Below are 22,758 nucleotides of genomic sequence, written 5' to 3'. Positions count from 1 at the left end.
GTCAGTCCTCCTCGTCCATTTCCGGGGTGAGTCCGAAGCTCTGGCCGCGGCGGTACCCGTTGGTGCGGATGCAGATGTGTCCCTCCGGGGCGAGCGGCTCGCCGCACAGCGGGCACGGTGCGCGACCGGCGGCGATGACCCGCTCGGACCGCAGGGAGAAGTCCCTCGCCTGCAGCGGGGTGAGGAAGACGCGCACGGCGTCCGGTCCGTCGTCGGAGTCGTCGAGGACGACGGACTCGTCGAATTCCGTCTCGCTGACGGCGAGCAGTTCCACGACGACGGCTCCGGCGTCCGCGTCCCAGCCCAGGCCCATCGTGCCGACCCTGAACTCGGCGTCGATCGGGGTGACGAGTGGGCTCGAGTCGTCGAGTTCGGCCCCTTCCGGGGGAACCTCCGTGCCGAACCTGCGGTGCACTTCCTCGAGGAGAAGTCCCATCCGGTCGGCCAGGACCTGTACCTGCTGTTTCTCCAGTAGGACGCTGATCACTCGCGCCTCGTGTACTGCCTGGAGATAGAACGACCTGTCGCCGGGTTCGCCCACCGTCCCGGCAATGAATCGGTCAGGAGTGCGGAATACGTGAATTGCGCGTGACATTGCACCTCCTTCAGCTGGAGCCGGGCCCTACTGCGGCGCTGCCCACTCGTTGTTCCGTCTCGGACTGTTCCTCGCAGCATGCTGCGTTCATTATCCGTCAATCGTTACCGGCGGTGTCCGCCCAATCATCACAACCGGACCTCCCCGCCCGGCACCGATCCGGATACTTCGGCCCGGGCGCCGTCTCCCGACGCCGGTGGCACGTTCACCCCCGACAGATCGGCCCCGGTGTCGTTCATCTTCAGCACGTAGGGGCGGGTGGAGGTGTACCGGACGACGCTGATGGAGGCGGGTTCCGCGACGATCCGCTGGAATCCGTCGAGGTGCGCGCCGAGGGCGTCCGCGAGGACCGACTTGATGACGTCACCGTGCGAGCAGGCCACCCACACGACGTCGCGGCCGTGGAGTTCCGCGAGCCGGGCGTCGTGCTCCCGGACCGCGGCGACGGCCCGCGCCTGGACCTGGGCGAGCCCTTCTCCGCCGGGGAACACGGCGGCGGACGCGTGCTGCTGCACGATCTTCCACAGCGGCTCCTCGAGCAGGACCTTCAGCTCGCGACCCGTCCACTCGCCGTAGTCGACCTCGACCAGCCGATGTTCCACCACCGGGGTCAGGCCCCGTGCTCGGGCGAGCGGTGCCACCGTCTGCTCGCACCGCAGAAGCGGTGAGTGCACGATCTCCTCGATCACCACGTCGGCGAGCCGGGCCACGATCGCCTGCGCCTGCTCGCGGCCGCGGTCGTCGAGTTCGACTCCCGGTGACCGGCCGGCGAGCGTGTGTGCAGTGTTCGAGGTCGACCGCCCGTGGCGCAGCAGCACAACTGTCATTGGCCCAGCCTAGTGTCGCGCACTCCCCGACCGCCCGATCTCAGGTGGCCGACACGACGCCGGTCGCGAGAAGCGACAGGACGATGACGCCGAGGATTATGCGGTAGCCGACAAACCAGTACATGGAGTGGTCGACGACGAAACGCAGCAGCCACGCGATCGACGCGTAACCGATGGCGAAGGCGATCGCGGTCGCGACGAGGAGCTGCGGACCGCTCGCGTTGAGACCCTCACCGGCCGGTTCGAATGCGTCCGGCAGGCTGAACAGCCCGGATGCGACGACCGCGGGGATGGCGAGGAGGAACGAATAGCGGGCCGCGGCTTCGCGGGTGAGTCCGAGGAAGAGGCCGGCGCTGATCGTGCCGCCCGACCGCGAGACTCCCGGGATCAGGGCGAGCGCCTGGGCCGAGCCCATGATGATGCCGTCCTTGGCGCGCAGGTCCTCGACGGGACGCACCTTCCGCCCGTAGTACTCGGCCGCCGCGATGACGAACGCGAACACGATCAGCATGGTGGCGATCAGCCACAGGTTGCGGGCTCCGGTGCGGATCTGGTCCTTGAACAGGAACCCGAGCACACCCACCGGAATCGTGCCGATGATCACATACCAGCCCATCCGGTAATCGAGGTCACTGCGATGCTCGGCATGAAACAGTCCCCGGAACCAGCCGGCGATAATCCGTCCGATGTCCCGGGCGAAGTAGATGAGCACCGCGGCCTCGGTGCCGAGCTGGGTGACGGCGGTGAACGAGGCACCGGCGTCGTCACCGAAGAAGACCTCCGACACGATCCGGAGATGGCCCGACGAGGAGATGGGCAGGAACTCGGTCAATCCCTGGACGGCACCGAGGACAATCGCCTGGAGCCAGGTCATCGCCTCGCCCATCACTCACCGGTCCCGAGGCCGAATGTGCCGCTCTGACGCCAATTTCCCATGTCGCGTTCGTAATTCACCGGCGCCACGGTACCGGTGGGGGTGACCTCCGGCAGAATCCGGCGTGGCAGGACCCCTGCCACGCGATACCCCACTACTCTGCTCCTGTGGTGGCCGGTCCCGGGGGCACCAGCATCTTCGGGGGATGCCCGGGTTGCAGCTACGGTACGAGACGCAGGCGGTTATGGAACAGAGATCGGTCGGAGCAAGCGGGTTGCGAGTGTCACGTCTCGGCCTGGGCACGCTCACCTGGGGTCGGGACACCGACGGCGACGAAGCCGCCGCGCAGATCGCGGCGTTCGTCGATGCGGGCGGAACCCTCGTCGACACCTCCCCCGCATACGGCGACGGTGCGGCGCAGCGGATCCTGGCGGAACTGCTCGACGACGTGGTGCCGCGCACGGAACTCGTCCTGAGCTCGAGTTCGGGCATCAACCCGGCGGGACCCTCGCGAATCGACTGCTCGCGACGGGGACTCGTCGCCCAGCTCGACGCGACCCTGCGCGAGCTCGGCACCGACTACCTGGACATGTGGCAGGTCGCCACGTGGGATCCGTTCACGCCGGTCGACGAGGTCGCCGCCACACTCGATTTCGCGGTGTCCAGCGGCCGGGTCCGGTACGTCGGGGCGAGGGGCTACCTGGGCTGGCAGCTGGCGACCGCGGCAGGCGCGTCCCGGGGCACCACGCTCGTCGCCACGCAGGTGGAGTACTCGCTCCTCGCCCGGGGCGTCGAGGAAGAGCTCGTTCCGGCAGCCGCCCATCACGGCGTCGGGATGTTCGCGGCCGTGCCGCTGGCCCGCGGGGTGCTCACCGGCAAATACCGCAACGGCATCCCCGTCGATTCACGCGGGGCCGACGAAGCGCACGCGCAGGACGTCCAGAGTTACCTCACCGACTCGTCCGTGCGGGTGGTGGACGCGGTCGTGACCGCAGCCGACGGTCTCGGCACGTCCCCGCTGGCGGTCGCACTCGCCTGGGCACGCGACCGTCCCGGGGTCGCGAGCGCGGTCGTCGGGGCCAGGGACATCGCCCAGCTGACCGGAGTGCTCGTCGCCGAGGAGCTGGAATTGCCCGCAGCGATCGCGGCCGCGCTCGACGACGTCAGCGCGTAGCGCGGGCGGGGCAGGCGGACGTGCACCTGCAGTTCACGTGCAGGGCAGGCTAACCTGGTGCTCACCGGCCGACGTCCGTAGATCCGCAGGAGAGTCCATGACCACGCTGAACGAGGCCGACGCGGCCGACCGCGGAACCGTCGGCTTCGCCGAGCGCATCAAGGCGGGCACGGACGCCGCTCACCGGGAGACCGAGCAGTCCCGCTTCGTCGGGGCCCTGCTCGCCGGTGAGCTCACCTCGGACGGCTACGCCGAACTGCTCGCGCAGACGTACCTCGTCTACCGCGAACTCGAGGACGCCGGACGCGCCCACACCGGCAGCCCCGTCGTGTCGCCGTTTCTCCACGACGAGCTGTTGCGGGTTCCGTCGCTGGAAGCGGATCTCGAGTTCCTGCGCGGGCCGTCGTGGCGGGACACCGTCTCCGCGCTGCCCGCCACCACCCGGTACGTGGAACGGCTCCGCGAGGTGGCGTACGAATGGCCCGCCGGTTTCGTTGCGCACCACTACATCCGGTACATGGGCGACCTGTCGGGCGGGCAGATCATCCGGCGCATGCTCGAGCGCGCCTACGGGTACAGCACCGAGGGCTTGCAGTTCTACACCTTCGACGAGATCCCGAAACCGAAGGTGTTCAAGGATACCTACCGCGCGACACTCGACGCGGCGCCGCTGTCTCCGGAGGACCAGCAGCGCGTGATCGACGAGGTCAACCTCGCCTACCGCCTCAACGGCGCCCTCTTCGCCGACCTCGAAGCCGGCATCGACCGGTATCGCGCACGATGAGGCTGGTGTCCCGTACCCGCGCAGACAGGTCGCTGTTCGCCGTTCTCGTCCTGCTCCTGGTGGCCGCGGTGGCCGTGTCGGCGTGCAGTTCCGGTACCGGCGACAGCGCGGGCGGTACCGGCGGCGCGCGCACGGCGGTCCTCGACGACCTGAATCCGGAGCCTCTCGCGTCCCCGGCGACACCGGCGCTGCCCGTCACGGTCCGCAGTTTCGACGGGGTGGACGTGACGATCACGGACGCGAGCCGGATCGTGACCGCGGACCGCTACGGAACGCTCACCGAGACGGTGTTCGCGCTCGGGCTCGGCGACAACGTGGTGGGCCGGGACATCGCGTCCGAGTTCCCGGCCGCGCAGGACGTGCCGGTGGTCACACCGGGTGGGCAGTCCCTCAATGCCGAGGCCATCCTCGACCTGGCGCCGACGGTGATCCTCACCGACACCAGCATCGGACCGCAGGCGGTGCAGGATCAGCTGCGGGCCGCCGGGGTGCCGGTGGTCTATTTCGATCCGACGCGCACCCTCGACGGCGTGCCCGGCCAGATCACCGCGGTGGCGGATGCGCTCGGGGTGCCGGAGCAGGGCCGGGAACTCGCGGCCCGCACGGAGAGCGAGATCGCGGCGGCCCGCAGTCGCGCGCCCCAGGGCGAGAATCCGCTGAAGATCGCGTTCCTCTATCTGCGCGGCACCGCGATCACCATGATCGGCGGCCCGGGATCGGGGGCCGACTCCCTGATCGACGCGCTCGGCGCCGTCGACGCCGGTACCGCCTCGGGGATCACCCAGCAGTTCGCCCCGATCACCAGCGAGGCACTGATCGCCGCCGCCCCCGACGTGCTTCTCATGATGACCGGTGGACTCGAATCGATCGGCGGGATCGAGGGCCTGGAGAAGGTCCCCGGGGTGGCGCAGACACCGGCGGGCAGGAACCAGCGGGTCGTGGACATGCAGGACGGGGTGCTGTTGAGCTTCGGCCCCAACACCGGTCGCGTCCTCGGCGCTCTGGCCGACGCCGTCTACCCGGCCGCCACTCCATGACGGTCGAAGACCTCGACGCTCCTGGTAAGCCCTCGTCACGCACCCGGACCGGTGCCGTTCTCGGCGGTCTGCTGATCGCCCTCGCCGTCGCCGCCGTGTTCTCGGCCTGCATCGGTCAGGTGCCGACCGGCCCCGGGGAGGTCGTCGGAAGCATCCTGCACCGCGTCGGACTGGATCTCGGGCCGATGCCCGCGCACCCCAGCGGTGAAGTGACGCTGTGGGAGGTCCGGTTCCCCCGCGTGATCCTCGCGATCCTGGTCGGGGCGGCACTGGGATGCGCGGGAGCGCTGCTGCAGGGTGTGTTCGCCAACCCGCTCGCCGAACCCGGCGTCATCGGGGTGTCCGCGGGCGCCGCGGTCGGCGCCAGCGCCGCGATCGTCGTCGGCGGCGCGTTCGCGGCCGGGTGGACGGTGGCCGCGGCCGCCTTCGTCGCCGGACTGGTCACGACCGTCGCCGTGTATCTCCTCGCCCGGCACGAGGGCCGCACCGAGGTCGTCACCCTCGTCCTGACCGGTGTCGCGGTCAACGCGTTCGCCGGCGGACTCATCGCCTTCTTCACGTTCGTCGCGTCCCCTGCGGCGCGCGATCAGATCGTCTTCTGGCAACTGGGCAGCCTCAACGGGGCCACCTGGAGCGCGGTCGCGGTGGTGGCGCCGATGACGGTCGCCGGGATCGCCGCCACGATGACGATCGCCGGGAAACTCGACCTGCTCTCGCTCGGCGAGAACGCGGCACGTCACCTCGGCCTCGACGTCGAACGGCTGCGTCAGATCGCGGTGCTGATCGTCGCCCTGCTCGTCTCGTCCAGCGTGGCCTTCACCGGCATCATCCTGTTCGTCGGGCTGGTGGTCCCGCACCTGATGCGGATCGCCGTCGGTCCGGGCCACCGAGCCCTGATTCCGGCGAGCGCGCTGTGCGGTTCCCTCGTGCTGCTGCTCGCCGACCTGGGCGCCCGGTCGCTCGTGGCCAACGCGGACCTCCCCCTCGGCATGCTCACGGCCCTCGTCGGCGGGCCCTTCTTCTTCTGGTTGCTGCGCCGCACCCGGGCCAGTCAGGGCGGATGGGCATGAATCCGTCGTTCCGCACCCGCGTCGGCGAGGCCCTCGAGCAGAACCTGTTCCGGCGGACCGATCCGGTGCCCCCGCCGCGACCCTCAGGGGCCGTGACGCTGCGCGCGGACGGCATCGCCGTCACCCGCGGCGGCAGACCCGTCCTCGACGACGTGTCCGTGGACGTGCGGATCGGGGAGGTCCTCGTTCTCGTCGGCCCCAACGGGGCGGGCAAGTCGACGCTTCTCGCGGCGCTGTCGGGTGATCAGGACGTCCACGCGGGCAGCGTGCACCTCGACGACCGGGACCTCGGCGAGTGGACGGCGCTCGAGATGGCCCAGCGACGGGCGGTCCTCCCCCAGCAGAACACGGTCGGATTCTCGTTCACCGCACGTCAGGTGATCACGATGGGCCGGTCCCCGTGGGCGCGCACACCCCGCACCGACGACGACGCCGCCGCGATCGCCGAGGCCATGCGGATCTGCGACGTGGTGGCGTTCGCCGACCGGCCGTTCACCGCGCTGTCGGGTGGCGAACGCGCCCGCGTGGCGCTGGCCCGGGTGCTGGCGCAGCGGACCGAGACGATCCTGCTGGACGAGCCCACCGCCGCCCTCGACCTCGGCCATCAGGAGACGGTGATGCGTCTCGCCCGCTCCCGCGCGGAACGGGGCACCGCGGTGGTGGTCGTGCTCCACGACCTCGCACTCGCCGCCGCGTACGCGGACCGGATCGTGGTCCTCGAGCAGGGCCGCGTCGCGGCCGACGGGCCTCCCCGCGACGTCCTGTCCGAGGACCTGCTGACCCGGGTGTACGGGCACCCCGTCGAGGTCATCGCGCACCCGGTGACCGGCGCGACCCTCGTCCTCCCCCGCCGCGACCACCGCTAGCGGCCGGCGGTCACAGTCCGTCGATGACCGCGCCCAGGCGGCTGAGGACCGCACGCACGGTGATGCCGTCCTCCGTCCCCACCACCAGGGAATCGGGATCGGACACGGCGTCCCGCACGACGGCGACGATGCTGCGCTCGTCGGTCAGGTCGATCTCCCGGACCGAGCGCCGCGCCGACGCCACGATGTCGTCCGGGTCCGGGACCTCGGTTTCCACGTCGGCGCGGTAGACCTCGACGTGCATCGTGCTCTTGCGCACGCGGAATGCGTAGGAGTTGCCTTCGGCGGTCCGGCCGAAGCCGTGCGCGTGCGGTCCGACCGAGATGTCTTCGACGGTGAACGTCGGCGTTTCGGGTGTTTCCACGGTCTGCTCCTCGATGACCTGGGCCGGCGGTCGGGAAACCACCGGGCGCGGGGTCGATGTTTCTCACGGTATCGCCTCGGCACCCGCTCGGCACCGACCGAATTCGTGGGCGTTTCGCGGATCAGGGATGCTAGTGGACAGTTGTGCAGGTGTAGGTCGTTGAGAGAACCCCGAGGAGCAGCACATGGGTAGACCGGGAGCGCGCGTCGTCGCCTCGTGTATCGGAGCGGCATTTCTACTGGTCACGGGTTGTTCGTCGAACTCCGACGAGGATCAGGCGATCACGATCGCGCCCGCGACTGCCGCGCAGTCCCCGGCGCAGAGCACCGCGCCCGCGGGTGTCGTCCACCCCGTCGGCGTGCCGATCGATTCGACCACCTTCGACCCCGAGACCCGCACGACCGTCGTCCTCGGCGGCGAAGGCAACGAGATCCTGCTGTTCCCGGCCGGCGATTTCACGGCGGCTCCGCGCACGATTCCGCTCGACGGGGCCGTCGCCCAGGTCTCCCTCGCTCCCGGCGGCGTGGCCCTTCTCGCGATGAACACGCAGGTAGGACGGCTCGACCTGCGCACGGGCGAGGTGACGTTCGTCCCCGCCGACGGCGACGTCCGTTCGGTCGCGCAGTTGCCCGACGGCCGGCTGGCGATGGGCCTGGGCAATGGCGAGATTCACATCGTGAACACCGAGACGAACGAGTCACAGGTGATCGACGGCCTCACCTCCGTCGACGGGCTGGCCGTCGTCGGCGACTCGCTGACCGCCCTCGACCGCGGTCAGACGTCCGTCACCGCCGTCGACGTCCCGGGTTCCGCGCTCGGCGTCGCGCTGCGCGCCGGTGAAGGTGCGACGCAACTCACCACCGACCACTACGGGCGCATCCTCGTCACCGACACCACCGGCGACGAACTGCTCGCCTACACCACTGACACACTGATGCTCCGTCAGCGGTTCCCAGCCGGACTTGCGCCGTACGCCGTCGCCTACGACGACTCCGCCGACCGGGCGTGGGTCACGCTGACCGGAACCAACGAGGTGGTCGGATTCGACCTGTCCAGCGGTGTCGGCGTGGAAACGGCCCGGTATCCCACCGTCCGGCAGCCGAACTCTGTCAGTGTGGATACCGTGAACGGTGACCTCCTGATCGGTTCCGCGACGGGAGACGGCTTGCAGCAGATCCCGACGAGGAGTTCGTAGATGGCATCGCATTCACGTCGACTCCCCTCCGGGTGGGAGATCGAATCCGAGGACTACGAGTACGTGCCGCTTCGGCTGCCGCCCGACGTCACCCGCGTCAGCGCATCGATGCGCTTGGCCATCCAGGCGGAATTCGGCGGCTGGGAGCTGTCGCGGGTCCGTCTGTACTCCGACGGAAGCCGCCGAGTTCTGCTCAAACGAAGGAAGACCGCTCACCATGTCCCCGACCCCGCAATCTAGGGAGACCTCCTTGTACCACCTGCTCTTACGGGTGATGTTCTGCCTTCCTCCGGAGCGAATTCATCACCTGGCCTTCGCTGCGATGCGCCTGGTCACGCGGTTCTCGCCGCTGCGCCAACTCGTCGCCAGGGTTCTCGTGGTGGACGATCCGATACTGCGGAACACCGTGTTCGGACTCGACTTCCCGGCGCCGCTCGGGCTGGCCGCCGGGTTCGACAAGGACGCCACCGGTGTCGACGCTTGGGGTCCTCTCGGATTCGGGTTCGCCGAAGTGGGCACCGTCACCGCCCAGGCGCAGCCGGGCAACCCGGCTCCCCGCCTGTTCCGGCTGCCCGCGGACCGTGCGCTGATCAACCGGATGGGGTTCAACAACCACGGCGCAGGCAACGCGGCCAATCACCTGCGTCAGCGCCGGGCCGGCGTCCCGATCGGCGCGAACATCGGCAAGACCAAAATCGTGAATGCCGCGGACGCCCCTGCCGATTACACGGCGAGCGCGCAACTGCTCGGCCCGCTCGCCGATTTCATGGTGGTCAACGTCAGCTCACCGAACACCCCGGGACTGCGCGACCTGCAGGCCGTCGAATCCCTCCGGCCGCTGCTGCGTGCGGTACTCGACACCGTGACCGTGCCCGTGCTGGTGAAGATCGCCCCGGACCTGTCCGACGACGACGTCGACGCGGTCGCGGATCTCGCCCTCGAACTCGGCCTCGCCGGCATCGTCGCGACCAACACCACCATCCGGCGAGACGGCCTGAACACCCCGGACGACGAGGTGACGGCGATCGGCGCGGGCGGGTTGTCCGGCCCTCCGGTCGCCGAACGATCCCTCGAGGTCCTGAACCGCCTGCACGCACGGGTCGGGGATCGCCTGGTGCTGATCTCCGTCGGCGGCATCGAGACGCTCGACCAGGCGTGGGAACGCATCCTGGCCGGGGCGTCCCTCGTGCAGGGGTACACCGGCTTCATCTACGGCGGCCCGTTCTGGGCTCGCCGCATCCACAAGGGCCTGGCCCGGAAGGTGCGCGAGGCCGGCTACTCCTCGATCGCCGATGCGGTCGGCGCCGGCGCCGTGCGCTGACGCAACCCGCACCGAGACCGGTGGCCGGAGAATCCCGAGGATTCGCCGGCCACCGGTGTTTCCGGAACTACCGGAGTTACTGCTCGTACGTCCCCTGGATCTTCGCGCGGGCGATCGCGTGGGAGAACAGGTTGAACCCCAGGAACGCGGGCGTCGACTCGGCCGTGACGCCGTCGAGGGTCTCCACGTCGACCGCGTGGACCACAATGATGTAGCGGTGCGGCCCGTGACCTGCCGGCGGGGCGGCGCCGAGGAAACGACTCAGTCCGGCGTCGTTCTTCAGCGTGATCGCACCGGTCGGGAGCCCGGTTCCCTCGTCGTCGCCTGCGCCGCTCACCAGCGTGGTCGTGTCGGCCGGGATGTTCGCGACCGCCCAGTGCCAGAACCCGGACACCGTCGGCGCGTCGGGGTCGTACACCGTCACCGCGAAGCTCTTGGTCTCGGCGGGGAACCCCGACCACGACAGCTGCGGTGAGTTGTCGTGGCCGCCGGCGCCGAAGATTCCGCTGACCTGTTCCTTGTTCAGCGGCTGCCCGTCGGTGACGTCGGTGGAGGTCAGCTCGAAACTCGGCAGGTCGGGAAGTGCCTCGTACGGATCGTGTGACATGCGGTTCCTCTCTTGTCGCGTATCGGTTTTCGATCAGCTGTGGAGCAGAAAATGTTCCAGCACGCGTGTACCGAACAGTAATGCGTCCACGGGTACCCGTTCGTCGACGCCGTGGAACAGCGCACCGAAATCCAGGTCCGCAGGCAACTGCAGCGGTGCGAATCCGAAGCACCGGATGCCGAGCTTCGCGAACGCCTTGGCGTCGGTTCCGCCCGACAGCATGTACGGCACGGTGCGGGCGCCGGGGTCGTGGGCAAGGATGGCGTCGTTCATGGCGTCGACCAGATGCCCGTCGAAGGTGGTCTCGTAGGAGTCGAGCTTCGTGATCCATTCGCGCTGGACGTCCGGTCCGATGAGTTCGTCGATCGTCGCCTCGAACTCAGCCTGCCTGCCGGGCAGGATCCGGCAGTCGACGACGGCCTCCGCGGTCTGCGGGATGACGTTGGCCTTGTAGCCGGCGGACAGCATGGTCGGGTTCGCGGTGTCACGGAGCGTGGCACCGAGGATGTTGGCGATGGAGCCGAGTTTCGCGAGGGTGCCGTCGAGGTCGGGCGACGTCGGGTCGAAGTCGAGTCCGGTCTCCTCGCCTGCCGCTTCGAGAAATTCGGCCACCGAATCGGAGATGACCAGCGGGAACGTGTGTGCCCCCAGCCGGGCGACCGCCTGCGCCAGGATGGTGACGGCGTTGTCGCCGTGCAGGAACGAACCGTGTCCGGCCCGGCCCTTCGCGGTCAGCCGCATCCATCCGAGACCCTTCTCCGCCGTCTCGACGAGATAGAGCCTGCGGTCCGTGCCGTCCGGGCGGGCAACGGTCAGGGAGAAGCCGCCGACCTCGCCGACGGCCTCCGTAACCCCCTCGAACAGATCGGGACGATTCTCGACCAGCCACTGGCAGCCGTACTTGCCACCGGCCTCCTCGTCGGCGACGAACGCGAACACGAGGTCGCGGGGCGGAACGATGCCCTCCGCCTTGAACTGGCGGGCGACCGCCAGGATCATCCCGACCATGTCCTTCATGTCGACGGCGCCGCGACCCCACACGTACCCGTCCTCGACGGCTCCGGAGAACGGGTGGACGCGCCAATCGGCCGGTTCGGCGGGTACGACGTCGAGGTGACCGTGCAGCAACAGCGCGCCGCGGTCGGGGTCCGAACCCTTCAGCCGCGCGAACACGTTGCCGCGACCCGGTGCGCCCGACTCCACGTATTCGGTCTCATAGCCCACTTCCTGCAGCTGGGACGCCACCCACTCCGCACACTCGCGCTCGCCCTTCGTCGTCGCGAGCTCTCCGGTGTTGGACGTGTCGAAGCGGATCAGTGAACTGACGAGATCCACGACTTCGGCTTCGGCGCGACCCTGGCCTGGGGTTTCCTGTGTAGTTGGCACTCCACTTTCCTACCATCGGGCAGGCGGAAACGCTCAGGTGAGAGGGGCGATTTGGGCCGTGGCGGTTCATCGGTTAATCTTTTGCAGCACCCAGGAAATGGGGGCAGGCAAGTCCGAGTGGCGGAATGGCAGACGCGCTAGCTTGAGGTGCTAGTGTCCTATTAACGGACGTGGGGGTTCAAGTCCCCCCTCGGACACTCTGAGTTGAGACAGACGAAAAGGCCCCGGTTCACTGAACCGGGGCTTTCTTCGTGAGAGGGCGAAGTTCGATGGGTGAAACAACGACGACGATCGATCCGGCGGATCTCGAGATCTGCCTGAAAGTTCTCGATCTGGCGGCAGACCTCGACGACGCGGATCCCGATTCCGTCACGGTCCAGCGTGCTGTCGGTCACCTTTTCAAGAAGTTGAAGAAGCGCAGGCGGATCGCGGCCCGCGACGCCGTCTCCGAGGCCGACCGTAAGGTCGTCGCCGCCACCGCGACAGGTTCCCCCGACCGGATCGACGACGAGACCGCGGGCATCCTGCTGACGTCGAACGCCGACGGCGCGTCCGCGGGCACCCTGATCCGGCCCCGCCCGTGCTACATCTGCAAGCAGCGCTACACCCGGGTCGATGCGTTCTACCACCAGTTGTGCCCCGAGTGCGCGACGAAGAGCCGCGCCAAGAGGGACGCGCGCGCCGACCTCACCGGACGCCGGGCGCTGCTGACCGGTGGTCGCGCCAAGATCGGCATGTACATCGCGCTGCGGTTGCTCCGCGACGGCGCCCACACCACCATCACGACCCGTTTCCCCAACGACGCCATCCGCCGCTTCAAGGCGATGGAGGACAGCAGCGAGTGGATCCACCGGCTGCGGGTGGTCGGTATCGATCTGCGTGACCCGGCGCAGGTCGTCGCGCTCGCCGACTCCGTCGCCGCGCAGGGCCCGCTGGACATCCTGATCAACAATGCCGCGCAGACGGTGCGACGCTCGCCCGGCGCCTACAGCGCGCTGGCGGACGCCGAATCCGGTGCGCTTCCCTCCGGCGACCTTCCCGACGTCCTGACGTTCGGCAAGACGAGCGACGCCCACCCGGCGGCGCTCGCCGGGTCTCTGTCCGACGTGTCCGTGATGGCGGGCGCCGCGCTGTCCCCCGACGCGGTGAGTTCGCTCGCGCTGGTCGCGAAGTCGGCGTCTCCCGATCGGATCGATCAGGGTCTCGCGATCGACGCCGGCGGTCTGCTGCCCGATCTGGCGCACTCGAACAGCTGGGTCCAGACGGTCGAGGAAGTCGACCCGATCGAGCTGCTCGAGGTGCAGTTGTGCAACTCGGTCGCCCCGTTCATCCTCGTGTCCCGGCTGCGGCCCGCGATGGCGGCGGCAGGTGCGCGCCGCAAGTACGTGGTGAACGTCTCCGCGATGGAAGGCCAGTTCAGCCGCGCGTACAAGGGTCCCGGGCATCCGCACACCAACATGGCGAAGGCCGCGCTGAACATGCTCACCCGCACCAGCGCGAAGGAGATGCTCGAGGACGGCATCCTCATGACCGCGGTGGACACCGGGTGGATCACCGACGAGCGGCCGCACTACACCAAGATGCGCCTGGCAGACGAGGGTTTCCACGCCCCCCTCGACCTCGTCGACGGCGCCGCCCGCGTCTACGACCCCATCGTCCAGGGCGAGCAGGGCGTCGATCTGCACGGCTGCTTCCTGAAGGACTACGAGCCCTCACCCTGGTGATCGAGCACCACACAAACCCCCGTTTCGAGAGCATCGACACAGCCGGAGCACTGTCCGGCGTGGGGATAATGGACGTGGTACCGATCCCTGAATATGGAGGCGCTTCATGGCGATAGCCGTTGTCCACCGAGACAGCCCGGAAGGCCGGGCGGCCATCGTCCACGCCGCCCGCGAGGCTGTGCAACGACGGGAACAGCTACTCGTCCTCCACGTCCTCGACGACGACCCCGGACAGGATGCGGAGTCCGACCGGTCCGCTCTGCGCGCCGAGATCCAGGCGACGCTCGAGAGCGGCGGGGTCGGCGAGTCGTCGTGGGAACTGCGCACCAGCGAACACGACGGCGATCAGGTGAGCGCACTGCGCACGCTGGTCGACAGCAGCGGCGCGGACCTGCTCGTCGTGGGCACCCGGCGCATGTCCCCGGTCGGCAAGTTCCTCCTGGAACGATGGCTGCAACGCCTCCTGCTCGAGGTCGATATTCCGATCCTGGTGGTCAAGGAAGAGGCGCGCGGCCCCGCCTGATTTCGTTCCGAGCCCGTTCCCCCGTGGACCCGGCAGCCCGCGCCTACGATGGCGTAGGGGGACACTTCGGAGGTCAGGGGTGCATCGATGGGGAGCGTGGTCTTCTACGAAGTCGTCGCCGACGCGACGGTCGTCGCACACCTGATCTTCATCCTCTACGTCGTGTGCGGTGGTTTTCTCGCCTGGCGGTGGCCGCGGACCATCGCCCTCCACCTGGCGGCGGTTGCCTGGGGGTTCACCGGCCTGATCGTCGGCATCGACTGCCCGCTGACGCATCTGGAGAGTTGGGCCCGCGTCCGCGCCGGGCAGGACCCGCTCCCCTCGTCCGGGTTCATCGCCCACTACCTCACCGGCGTGGTCTACCCGGAATCCGCCGCGGGAGCGATCCAAACCCTCGTGGCGCTGGGCGTCGTCACGTCGTGGGCCGGTTATGTCGTCCTGCGGGTCCGCACCCGTGCACCCCTCACACCGACCCGCCCCGGCGGCGCCGGACTCTGACCTCACCCTTCCCTACCGACGAGTAGGGTCGTGTCATGACAGACAGCACACGTGAATTGGATCTCGTCGTGTACGGGGCCACCGGCTTCGTCGGCAAACTCCTCGCCGACTATCTCGCACAGCACGCCCCGGACGGTGTCCGGATCGCGCTCGCGGGGCGGACGGCCGCCAAACTGGAAGCGGTGCGGTCCGCGCTCGGTCCGCGCGCGGCGGACTGGCCCCTCATCGTCGCGAATTCCGACGACGCCGCGTCGCTCGCCGCCCTGGCGGGACGCACCCGCGTGGTCGCGACGACGGTCGGCCCCTACGCCAAATACGGACACGCACTCGCGGCGGCCTGCGCCGAGGCGGGCACCGACTACGTCGACCTCACCGGAGAGGTGCTGTTCGCCCGCGAAAGCATCGACGCCAACCACGAACGGGCCCGCGAGACCGGCGCCCGGATCGTCCATTCCTGCGGTTTCGACTCCATTCCGTCCGACCTCGGGGTGCACGTCCTGCACGCGAAGGTCCGTGAGGACGGCGCGGGTGAACTCACCGACACCACCCTGGTGGTCACGTCGCTGCGCGGCGGCGTCAGCGGCGGCACGATCGATTCGCTCCGCACCCAGGTTGACGTGTCCAAGAAGGACGCGGCGTCGCGCCGTCTCGCGGCCTCGCCGTACTCGCTGAGCCCCGACCGGTCGAAGGAACCGGATCTCGGCAAGCAGTCCGACATGGGTGTGGTCGACGGCAAGACCATCGCGCCCGGGGTCAAGGGCTGGAAGGCGCCGTTCTTCATGGGCCCCTACAACACGCGGGTCGTGCGGCGCAGCAACGCGCTCCGCGATTGGGCGTACGGCCGGGAATTCAAGTACCGCGAGGTCATGAGTGTCGGCAGTTCCCCGATCACGCCGGTGATCGCGGGTGCGGTGACGGTCGGCCTCGGCGCGTTGATCGCCGGCATGGCCCTCCCTCCCACCCGGTACGTCCTCGACCGCGTTCTGCCCTCACCGGGCGACGGTCCCAGCGAGGAGGCGCAACGCAACGGCCACTTCACCGTCGACCTGTACACGACCACCACCACGGGCGCGCACTACACGTCGCGGGTGAAGGCGAAGGGCGACCCCGGCTACCGCGCCACCGCGGTGATGCTCGGCGAATCCGCGTTGAGTCTCGCCCTCGGCGGCGACGCGCTCCCGGACGCGGCAGGTGTCCTCACTCCGGCGACGGCACTCGGCGACGTGCTGGTCGCACGGCTGCGCGACGCGGGCATGGAGATCTCCGCGCGAAAGCTGTGAACGGGTGGGCGCGTGTGAAGATGACACGCGCCCACCCCTCCCGCTAATGTCGATCCTTGTGCGCGGATGGCTGTGCACACGACGCGAGACACGGGAGTTCGAGTGAACGGCACGAGCGCGCAGGCAGGCCCCGCGGCCTCGCTCGCCCTCATGCCCTTCTGGCCCTCCCGCCGAGGCCATGCCTTCGACCAGGGATGTTGCTGACCAGCCTGCTCGCTGGTCTTTGCTGCCCTGACGGTTCGCTCTCTCGGTCGGAGTCTCGATGTTCAAGCTCTTGATTTTCACGCTGGTCGGCGTGGGTGCCCAGCTGGTCGACGGCGCCCTCGGCATGGCGTTCGGCGTGACTGCGACCACCCTGCTCGTGTTCAGCGGCGTCGGGCCCGCCCACGCCAGCGCGGCGGTGCACTTCGCCGAGGTCGGCACGACGCTCGCCTCCGGGGCGTCGCACTGGCGGTTCCGCAACATCGACTGGCCCCTCGTGCTCCGCCTGGGCGTCCCCGGCGCCATCGGCGCGTTCCTCGGCGCGACGGTGCTGTCGCAGTTGTCGACGGCCGCCGCCGTCCCCGTGACGTCTACGATCCTGCTCGCGATCGGCGTGTACGTCCTCCTCCGCTTCTCGATCCGTCCTCCCGCCGTCAACGACGCGCGGACGTCGCCGCACACGGCGAAGTTCCTCTCACCGCTCGGACTGTTCGGTGGATTCATCGACGCGAGCGGTGGCGGCGGCTGGGGGCCGATCACCACCAGCACGCTGCTCTCGCGAGGCAAGACCGCGCCGCGCACGGTCATCGGCTCGGTCAGCGCGTCGGAGTTCCTGGTGTCCGCCGCGGCCAGCATCGGATTCATCTTCGGGCTCGGCAGCGACTTCTTCGACAACATCCCCATCATCGCGGGTCTGGCGCTCGGCGGAATCATCGCCGCACCGGTCGCCGCGTGGCTCGTCAGCCGGGTGCCTGCGACCCTTCTGGGCACCGGTGTCGGCGGCATCATCATCATCACCAACGCGCAGAAGCTGTTCAAGACGTTCGACGTGACCGGCGTCCCCGCCGCCCTCGGCTACATCGCCCTCGTGGCGGGGTGGGCCGGACTGCTCGTGGTTGCGTGGCGCCGCTCGCGTCTCAGCGCCGCGGAGGCCGCGGGCGATCTGCACCGGATCGACACCGAGATCGACACGCTCGGTGAGCCGGAAGCGCAGTCCCTGGAGCCGTCCACCGGCGACAAGGCCTGAGCTCACCTCACACCTCCGCCCGGATCGAGAAGCCGCCGGACATCTGCCACACCGCATCCTTACCAGCGGGTAACATTGGTCGCGGTTCATGGCACCCGTCCGGTGCTCCGATAGCGGAACAGTGAGGCTTTTCATGACTGAGCGTGTTGAGGTCGGCGGTCTGCAGGTCGCGAAGGTGCTCTACGACTTCGTGAACGAGGAGGCGTTGCCGGGGACCGGGATCGACGTCGACGGTTTCTGGTCGGGTGCGGTGAAGGTGATCGAGGACCTGGCGCCGAAGAACCGGGCCCTGCTCGCCACCCGCGACGATCTGCAGGCGCAGATCGACCGGTGGCACCGCGACCACACCGGCACCCCCGACCCGGCCGAGTACCAGCAGTTCCTGACCTCGATCGGCTACCTGGTGCCCGCACCGGCCCCGTTCGCGGTGTCCACGGCGAACGTGGACACCGAGATCACCTCGACCGCCGGCCCGCAGCTGGTGGTCCCGGTCCTCAACGCCCGCTTCGCCCTGAACGCCTCCAACGCCCGCTGGGGGTCGCTGTACGACGCCCTGTACGGCACCAACGCCATCCCCACGGACGGCGGCGCCGAGCCGGGCACCTCCTACAACACGGTCCGCGGCGACCGGGTCATCGCCTGGGCCCGCACGTTCCTCGACACCGCCGCCCCCCTCACCGAGGGCTCGCACGCCGACACCGTCGGCTACACCGTCGACGGGGACACCCTGCGGGTGGAGTTGGTCGACGGCACGATCACCGGGCTGGCCGAGCCGGGCAAGTTCGTCGGCTACCTCGGCGACCCGGCCACCCCGTCGTCGATCCTGCTGCGCAACCACGGCCTGCACGCCGAAATCCAGATCGACCCGACCTCCCCGATCGGGTCCACCGACCGGGCCGGGATCAAGGACGTGGTGCTCGAGTCCGCGGTCACCACCATCATGGACTTCGAGGACTCCGTCGCCGCCGTCGACGCCGACGACAAGGTCATCGGCTACCGCAACTGGCTCGGCCTGAACCGGGGTGATCTGACCGAGGAGATGACCAAGGGCGGGAAGTCGTTCACCCGCCGGCTGAACCCGGACCGCACCTACACCGCCCCCGACGGCACGCACCTCACGTTGCACGGGCGGTCGCTGCTGTTCGTCCGCAACGTCGGGCATCTGATGACCACCCCGGCGATCCTGCACCCGGACGGCACCGAAATCCCGGAGGGCATCCTCGACGCCCTGCTCACCTCCCTCTGCGCCGTCCACGGGCTCGGCACGTCGGAGGCGTCGGGGCCGTTGGTCAACTCCCGCACCGGGTCGATCTACATCGTCAAACCCAAACAGCACGGCCCCGACGAGGTCGCGTTCACCACCGACCTGTTCGGCCGCGTCGAACAGGTCCTGAACCTGCCCGCCAACACGTTGAAGGTGGGGATCATGGACGAGGAGCGGCGCACCACCGTCAACCTCGCCGCCTGCATCCACGAGGCCCGCGAGCGGGTGGTGTTCATCAACACCGGGTTCCTCGACCGCACCGGCGACGAGATCCACACCTCGATGGAGGCCGGGCCGATGATCCGCAAGGCCGAGATGAAGCAGCAGACCTGGATCACCGCCTACGAGGACTGGAACGTCGATGTCGGCCTGGCCGCCGGCCTGCAGGGCAAGGCGCAGATCGGCAAGGGCATGTGGGCGATGACCGAACTGATGGCCGAGATGCTCGAGCAGAAGATCGGCCACCCGAAGGCCGGCGCGAACACCGCGTGGGTGCCGTCGCCGACCGGGGCCACCCTGCACGCCACCCACTACCACCAGGTCGACGTGTTCGCCGTCCAGGACCGGTTGAAGGGGGCCCCGCGGGCCACCCTCGAGCAGATCCTCACCATCCCCCTGGCCCCGCACACCGACTGGACCGACGAGCAGAAGCAGCAGGAACTCGACAACAACTGCCAGTCCATCCTCGGCTACGTGGTCCGGTGGATCGACGCCGGCGTCGGCTGCTCCAAGGTCCCCGACATCCACGACGTCGCCCTGATGGAGGACCGCGCCACCCTCCGCATCTCCAGCCAGTTGCTGGCGAACTGGATCCGGCACGGCGTCGTCACCGCCGACCAGGTCGTGGCCTCGCTGCAACGGATGGCGCCGGTGGTGGACCGGCAGAACCAGGACGACCCCACCTACCGGCCGCTGGCCCCTAACTTCGACACCAACATCGCGTTCCAGGCCGCCAAGGAACTCATCCTCGACGGCACCGCGCAGCCCTCCGGCTACACCGAACCGATCCTGCACCGCCGCCGCCGCGAATACAAAGCCGCCAACGCCTGACCCCCACGTGAGCGGCAAAGCGTCCCCCCACACACTTCGCCGCTCACGTATCGGGGGTTGACACCGCGCATCACTACACTGCGAGGGTCAACGTCGAACTCGTCGAACAGGGGCTGGAAAGCACGTGGGGCAGCATCGCGGCGAATCGCGCGCCAGGGGTATCAGCAAGGGGCCTTTGATCGTGCTCGGTCTCGTCGTCGTGCTCGTGCTCGGCGTGCTGGGCTGGTTCCAACTGCGTGACCGGATCAACGATCAGGGAGTGGCGGCCGCCGGCGCCTGCGTCGAAGGCGAATCGGTGCTCGCGGTCGCGGCGGATCCCGACATCGCGCCCCAGCTGCAGACTCTCGCCGAGCGCTACACCGAGACGGCCCCGGTGATACGCGACCAGTGCGTGTCGGTGACGGTCACTGCCGTCGCGTCCGACACCGTGCGCGACGCCCTGTCCGCGGGCCCCGACGGCCCGTGGGACGCAGCGACATTCGGCCCCCGCCCCGCGCTGTGGATTCCGTCCAGCTCGCATTCCGTCAAGCAGGTGTCGGCGACCGGGGTCATCAGCGGTGAGGCACGTCCGCTGGCGACCAGCCCGGTGGTCCTCGCCGTCCGGACCGCGTTCGCGAACGCGCCGGGCACGGCGGCGCTCGACTGGAAGGAGTTGCCGTCCCTGCAGTCGGGCCGCGATTCCCTCGCGACTCTCGGTCTGCCGGGCTGGGGCAGCCTGGGCTTGGCGCTTCCCGTCGGTCCGGGCGCCGAGAGTACGGAGATGGCCGTCGAAGCGGTCGCTGCCGCCGTCACCGGAAGCAGCACCGGCCCGGTGACGGAAGAGCAGGCGCGTTCCGTTCCCGTCACGTCGGCACTCACCGATCTGGCGCTCGGCTACGAGGCGTCGACGGGGACGAAACCCGCGACGACGCGGGAGGCGCTCACCGCGCTGGCTGCGCAGGGAGACCCCGCCTCTTCCGCCATCCATGCGGTCGCGACCACCGAACAGCAGGCCTATCAGGCCCTGCGCGACGCACCCGGAGCAGACATCACCGCGACGATGCCGAAAGGCCCGACACCCGTGGCAGATCACCCGGCGGCCGTCCTCGCGGGCCCGTCCGTCGACGAGACGCAGAGCCGCGCCGCCGCGCAGTTCGCGGAATTCGTCCGTCGACCCGAACAGGCGCAGGTCCTGGCCGACGCGGGTTTCCGGGTCGAGGGGCTCGCCCGCCCCGACGACACCACGCTGGCCTTCCCCGGTTTCGAATCCACCCTGGTTCCTGCGGACGCCGCCGCTGCGGCCGAGTTGATGCAGGTGATCCGGAATCCGATCTCGCCGCGCACGTCCACCATCCTGCTCGACGTCTCCAGTTCGATGGGCGAACGCGAGGGGACGGCGACGCGACTGGCGAACACGACGACGGCGCTGGCCGGCCAGGTGGATCGTTCTCCGGACTCGTCGAGCCTCGGGTTGTGGGAGTACAGCACCACCCTCGACGGGTCCCGGCCGTACACGACCGTGGTCGCCACCGGTCCGCTGTCTGCGGGCGGATTCACCGAGGGCACCCGCAGGCAGGCCCTCGACGCCCGGCTTGCCAAGGCGACACCCGCCACCGGATCCTCGACCTACACGTCGCTCGAGGCCGCGTACAAGAGTGCGGTCGACGGATACACGCCGGGCCGCACCAATTCGGTGCTGCTCGTCACCGACGGCGCCAACGACGACTCCGTCGCGCGCGCGGATCTGTTGTCCGCCATCGCCGCAGCCTCGAGCACGTCGAAGCCGGTCCGCATCGACGTGGTGACGATCGGCGAGAATCCGGACCTCAACACGTTGCAGGCACTCGCCGATCGCACCGGCGGGTCCCTGGAGAAGGTCACGTCTTCGGACGGAGCGGCGTTGCCGACCGCGATCAGCAAGCTGCTGTCGTGACGAGACTCCTGGTCTTCGCGGTCTTCCTCGCGCTCGTCACCTGGTGGCTTCATCGGCGGCTGGTCCGGGCCACCGGTGTGGGGCGCCCCTGGTCGGTGGTCGTCGACGTGACCCTCGTCGCCTTGTGGGTTCTCGCCGTGATCGGCGTGGGCAGCGGCGAAGCCTTCGACCCGGGGTGGGCGCGTCCACCGGGCTGGGTGGGCTGGGTGTGGCTCGGTGCGATGTTCTATCTGGTGCTCGGACTTCTCCTGGTCGCCCTGGTGTCGCTGCTCACGCGGCTGTTCGCTCGCCTGCGCGGCAGCGGGCGCGACGAACAGGTCGATCTGTCGCGTCGACGTGGTCTGCGCATCGCCACCGCGGTCGTGGTGGTGGGTGCCATCGGCGCTGCCGGCTACGGGGTGCGGGAGGCCGCTCGTCCACGGATCGTGCGGGTCCGGGTTCCGCTGCAGCGCCTCCCCGCCGAGTTCGAGGGTGTGCGCGTGGCGCTCGTCTCCGACCTGCACGTCGGCCCGGCGCGAGGGGTCGATTTCACGCGCCGTGTGGTCGATCTGGTGAACGCGGAGCGGCCGGATCTCGTCGCGATCGCGGGCGACCTGGTCGACGGGACCGTCGCGAAGGTTGCGCCCGACCTACAGCCGCTCGGCGACCTCGACGCCCCGCTCGGGGTGTTCGGAGTCAGCGGCAACCACGAGTTCTACGCCGACGACGGTGGCCGGTGGCTCGATGTGTGGGACCGACTGGGCATCCGGACGCTGCGCAACGAGCACGCGACCATCACGCGGGGCGGCGCCGCCATCGACATCGCGGGCATCCACGACTATTCGTCGCCGGCGCCGTACGAACCGGACCTTCCCGCCGCGCTCGCGGGACGCGATCCGTCGACGTTCGTCGTGCTCCTCGCGCACGAACCGCGGCAGGCCCTGGAAGCGTCGGATCTCGGTGTGGACCTGCAACTGTCGGGGCACACGCACGGCGGCCAGATGTGGCCGCTGAATTATCTGGTGCCGTTGCAGCAGCCGTCGGTGGCGGGACTCGACCGCATCGGGAACACCGTCCTGTACACGACCCGCGGCGTCGGCGCGTGGGGCCCGCCCGTGCGGGTGGGCGCCCCACCGGAGATCACGATCCTCGAACTGGTGCGCGCGGACTGACTGCGGAGGGCCCGCCCCGTCGAAGCGG

22 protein-coding genes and 1 tRNA gene are annotated in these 22,758 nt (G+C 69.3%); 17 read left to right on the top strand and 6 right to left on the bottom strand.

Features of this window, described 5'->3' with window-relative positions; genetic code table 11:
* Position 1 precedes the first annotated feature (1 nt).
* The 3 genes from CJ179_RS28820 to CJ179_RS28810 form a co-directional block, all read right to left on the bottom strand.
* Positions 2 to 595: a DUF3090 domain-containing protein gene (locus CJ179_RS28820; RefSeq protein ID WP_072941781.1), complete on the bottom strand. Its 594-nt coding sequence runs from the start codon at positions 593 to 595 to the stop codon at positions 2 to 4.
* Between the two features lie 128 nt (positions 596 to 723).
* Positions 724 to 1,422, bottom strand: coding sequence for a histidine phosphatase family protein (locus tag CJ179_RS28815; RefSeq protein ID WP_072941784.1), 699 nt, complete (start codon positions 1,420 to 1,422; stop codon positions 724 to 726).
* Between the two features lie 40 nt (positions 1,423 to 1,462).
* Positions 1,463 to 2,308 (bottom strand): undecaprenyl-diphosphate phosphatase, encoded by an 846-nt coding sequence (locus tag CJ179_RS28810; RefSeq protein ID WP_072941787.1) that lies wholly within the window; start codon positions 2,306 to 2,308, stop codon positions 1,463 to 1,465.
* 232 nt (positions 2,309 to 2,540) lie between these two features.
* Between CJ179_RS28810 and CJ179_RS28805 the strand changes: the two genes are divergently transcribed.
* The 5 genes from CJ179_RS28805 to CJ179_RS28785 all read left to right on the top strand — a co-directional run bounded on the left by CJ179_RS28805 (position 2,541) and on the right by CJ179_RS28785 (position 7,227).
* The gene (locus CJ179_RS28805) at positions 2,541 to 3,470 is read left to right on the top strand and encodes an aldo/keto reductase (RefSeq protein ID WP_072941788.1); all 930 of its coding nucleotides are present in this window, start codon (positions 2,541 to 2,543) and stop codon (positions 3,468 to 3,470) included.
* A 97-nt stretch (positions 3,471 to 3,567) separates the two neighbouring features.
* Positions 3,568 to 4,254: a heme oxygenase (biliverdin-producing) gene (locus CJ179_RS28800; RefSeq protein WP_072941791.1), complete on the top strand. Its 687-nt coding sequence runs from the start codon at positions 3,568 to 3,570 to the stop codon at positions 4,252 to 4,254.
* Positions 4,251 to 5,291: a hemin ABC transporter substrate-binding protein gene (locus tag CJ179_RS28795; RefSeq protein WP_072941792.1), complete on the top strand. Its 1,041-nt coding sequence runs from the start codon at positions 4,251 to 4,253 to the stop codon at positions 5,289 to 5,291. The genes CJ179_RS28800 and CJ179_RS28795 overlap by 4 nt, the downstream gene beginning before the upstream one ends.
* Positions 5,288 to 6,361 (top strand): iron ABC transporter permease, encoded by a 1,074-nt coding sequence (locus tag CJ179_RS28790; RefSeq protein WP_072941795.1) that lies wholly within the window; start codon positions 5,288 to 5,290, stop codon positions 6,359 to 6,361. The genes CJ179_RS28795 and CJ179_RS28790 overlap by 4 nt, the downstream gene beginning before the upstream one ends.
* Entirely contained in the window at positions 6,358 to 7,227 is an 870-nt protein-coding gene (locus tag CJ179_RS28785; protein WP_072941963.1) for a heme ABC transporter ATP-binding protein, read from the top strand. Before CJ179_RS28790 ends, CJ179_RS28785 begins: the two co-directional genes overlap by 4 nt.
* A gap of 10 nt (positions 7,228 to 7,237) precedes the next feature.
* Here the strand turns inward: CJ179_RS28785 and CJ179_RS28780 are convergent, their stop codons facing one another.
* Positions 7,238 to 7,591 carry a hypothetical protein gene (locus CJ179_RS28780; protein ID WP_072941965.1) on the bottom strand — a complete coding sequence of 118 codons (354 nt, stop codon included), beginning with the start codon at positions 7,589 to 7,591 and terminating at the stop codon, positions 7,238 to 7,240.
* A gap of 184 nt (positions 7,592 to 7,775) precedes the next feature.
* Between CJ179_RS28780 and CJ179_RS28775 the strand changes: the two genes are divergently transcribed.
* The 3 genes from CJ179_RS28775 to CJ179_RS28765 are packed head-to-tail and all read left to right on the top strand — an operon-like array spanning position 7,776 to position 10,107.
* Positions 7,776 to 8,786: a hypothetical protein gene (locus CJ179_RS28775; RefSeq protein ID WP_095863667.1), complete on the top strand. Its 1,011-nt coding sequence runs from the start codon at positions 7,776 to 7,778 to the stop codon at positions 8,784 to 8,786.
* Positions 8,787 to 9,026, top strand: coding sequence for a DUF5703 family protein (locus CJ179_RS28770; RefSeq protein WP_072941800.1), 240 nt, complete (start codon positions 8,787 to 8,789; stop codon positions 9,024 to 9,026).
* Between the two features lie 10 nt (positions 9,027 to 9,036).
* On the top strand, positions 9,037 to 10,107 hold the full coding sequence (locus CJ179_RS28765) for a quinone-dependent dihydroorotate dehydrogenase (RefSeq protein ID WP_072941802.1): 1,071 nt from the start codon (positions 9,037 to 9,039) through the stop codon (positions 10,105 to 10,107).
* 76 nt (positions 10,108 to 10,183) lie between these two features.
* Here CJ179_RS28765 and CJ179_RS28760 read toward each other — a convergent pair whose 3' ends face one another.
* Positions 10,184 to 10,714 (bottom strand): YbhB/YbcL family Raf kinase inhibitor-like protein, encoded by a 531-nt coding sequence (locus CJ179_RS28760; protein WP_072941804.1) that lies wholly within the window; start codon positions 10,712 to 10,714, stop codon positions 10,184 to 10,186.
* A gap of 33 nt (positions 10,715 to 10,747) precedes the next feature.
* Complete coding sequence (locus CJ179_RS28755) at positions 10,748 to 12,100, bottom strand: M20/M25/M40 family metallo-hydrolase (RefSeq protein ID WP_095863666.1); 1,353 nt, start codon at positions 12,098 to 12,100, stop codon at positions 10,748 to 10,750.
* Between the two features lie 111 nt (positions 12,101 to 12,211).
* Here CJ179_RS28755 and CJ179_RS28750 point away from each other — a divergent pair.
* The 9 genes from CJ179_RS28750 (at position 12,212) to CJ179_RS28710 (ending at position 22,730) form a co-directional block, all read left to right on the top strand.
* Positions 12,212 to 12,297: transfer RNA gene (locus CJ179_RS28750), tRNA-Leu, on the top strand.
* Positions 12,298 to 12,369: 72 nt separating this feature from the next.
* A complete protein-coding gene (locus tag CJ179_RS28745; protein WP_095863665.1) occupies positions 12,370 to 13,824 on the top strand; it encodes an SDR family oxidoreductase in 1,455 nt (484 codons plus the stop codon).
* A gap of 106 nt (positions 13,825 to 13,930) precedes the next feature.
* Positions 13,931 to 14,347, top strand: a complete 417-nt coding sequence (locus CJ179_RS28740; RefSeq protein ID WP_072941812.1) for a universal stress protein — start codon at positions 13,931 to 13,933, stop codon at positions 14,345 to 14,347.
* Positions 14,348 to 14,434: 87 nt separating this feature from the next.
* Positions 14,435 to 14,845 carry a DUF2784 domain-containing protein gene (locus CJ179_RS28735; RefSeq protein WP_072941814.1) on the top strand — a complete coding sequence of 137 codons (411 nt, stop codon included), beginning with the start codon at positions 14,435 to 14,437 and terminating at the stop codon, positions 14,843 to 14,845.
* A gap of 35 nt (positions 14,846 to 14,880) precedes the next feature.
* On the top strand, positions 14,881 to 16,125 hold the full coding sequence (locus CJ179_RS28730; RefSeq protein ID WP_095863664.1) for a trans-acting enoyl reductase family protein: 1,245 nt from the start codon (positions 14,881 to 14,883) through the stop codon (positions 16,123 to 16,125).
* Between the two features lie 262 nt (positions 16,126 to 16,387).
* Positions 16,388 to 17,353 carry a sulfite exporter TauE/SafE family protein gene (locus CJ179_RS28725; RefSeq protein WP_072941819.1) on the top strand — a complete coding sequence of 322 codons (966 nt, stop codon included), beginning with the start codon at positions 16,388 to 16,390 and terminating at the stop codon, positions 17,351 to 17,353.
* 133 nt (positions 17,354 to 17,486) lie between these two features.
* Complete coding sequence (locus CJ179_RS28720; RefSeq protein WP_095863663.1) at positions 17,487 to 19,667, top strand: malate synthase G; 2,181 nt, start codon at positions 17,487 to 17,489, stop codon at positions 19,665 to 19,667.
* 124 nt (positions 19,668 to 19,791) lie between these two features.
* Positions 19,792 to 21,579, top strand: coding sequence for a substrate-binding domain-containing protein (locus CJ179_RS28715; RefSeq protein WP_095863662.1), 1,788 nt, complete (start codon positions 19,792 to 19,794; stop codon positions 21,577 to 21,579).
* The gene (locus CJ179_RS28710) at positions 21,576 to 22,730 is read left to right on the top strand and encodes a metallophosphoesterase (RefSeq protein ID WP_095863661.1); all 1,155 of its coding nucleotides are present in this window, start codon (positions 21,576 to 21,578) and stop codon (positions 22,728 to 22,730) included. The genes CJ179_RS28715 and CJ179_RS28710 overlap by 4 nt, the downstream gene beginning before the upstream one ends.
* Positions 22,731 to 22,758: the final 28 nt, after the last annotated feature.

The sequence above is a fragment of the Rhodococcus sp. ACS1 genome (assembly GCF_002300155.1).
Classification (GTDB): domain Bacteria; phylum Actinomycetota; class Actinomycetes; order Mycobacteriales; family Mycobacteriaceae; genus Rhodococcus_F; species Rhodococcus_F koreensis.
Note: the sequence above shows the minus strand (reverse complement) of the source record. Positions and strands in the feature narration are given on the sequence as shown.

Bases quoted from the DNA above. Each gene is read 5' to 3' on its own strand.
- CJ179_RS28820 (WP_072941781.1), bottom strand. From the start codon at position 595: ATGTCACGCGCAATTCACGTATTCCGCACTCCTGACCGATTCATTGCC.
- CJ179_RS28815 (WP_072941784.1), bottom strand. From the start codon at position 1,422: ATGACAGTTGTGCTGCTGCGCCACGGGCGGTCGACCTCGAACACTGCA.
- CJ179_RS28810 (WP_072941787.1), bottom strand. From the start codon at position 2,308: ATGGGCGAGGCGATGACCTGGCTCCAGGCGATTGTCCTCGGTGCCGTC.
- CJ179_RS28805 (WP_072941788.1), top strand. From the start codon at position 2,541: ATGGAACAGAGATCGGTCGGAGCAAGCGGGTTGCGAGTGTCACGTCTC.
- CJ179_RS28800 (WP_072941791.1), top strand. From the start codon at position 3,568: ATGACCACGCTGAACGAGGCCGACGCGGCCGACCGCGGAACCGTCGGC.
- CJ179_RS28795 (WP_072941792.1), top strand. From the start codon at position 4,251: ATGAGGCTGGTGTCCCGTACCCGCGCAGACAGGTCGCTGTTCGCCGTT.
- CJ179_RS28790 (WP_072941795.1), top strand. From the start codon at position 5,288: ATGACGGTCGAAGACCTCGACGCTCCTGGTAAGCCCTCGTCACGCACC.
- CJ179_RS28785 (WP_072941963.1), top strand. From the start codon at position 6,358: ATGAATCCGTCGTTCCGCACCCGCGTCGGCGAGGCCCTCGAGCAGAAC.
- CJ179_RS28775 (WP_095863667.1), top strand. From the start codon at position 7,776: ATGGGTAGACCGGGAGCGCGCGTCGTCGCCTCGTGTATCGGAGCGGCA.
- CJ179_RS28770 (WP_072941800.1), top strand. From the start codon at position 8,787: ATGGCATCGCATTCACGTCGACTCCCCTCCGGGTGGGAGATCGAATCC.
- CJ179_RS28760 (WP_072941804.1), bottom strand. From the start codon at position 10,714: ATGTCACACGATCCGTACGAGGCACTTCCCGACCTGCCGAGTTTCGAG.
- CJ179_RS28745 (WP_095863665.1), top strand. From the start codon at position 12,370: ATGGGTGAAACAACGACGACGATCGATCCGGCGGATCTCGAGATCTGC.
- CJ179_RS28740 (WP_072941812.1), top strand. From the start codon at position 13,931: ATGGCGATAGCCGTTGTCCACCGAGACAGCCCGGAAGGCCGGGCGGCC.
- CJ179_RS28735 (WP_072941814.1), top strand. From the start codon at position 14,435: ATGGGGAGCGTGGTCTTCTACGAAGTCGTCGCCGACGCGACGGTCGTC.
- CJ179_RS28730 (WP_095863664.1), top strand. From the start codon at position 14,881: ATGACAGACAGCACACGTGAATTGGATCTCGTCGTGTACGGGGCCACC.
- CJ179_RS28725 (WP_072941819.1), top strand. From the start codon at position 16,388: ATGTTCAAGCTCTTGATTTTCACGCTGGTCGGCGTGGGTGCCCAGCTG.
- CJ179_RS28720 (WP_095863663.1), top strand. From the start codon at position 17,487: ATGACTGAGCGTGTTGAGGTCGGCGGTCTGCAGGTCGCGAAGGTGCTC.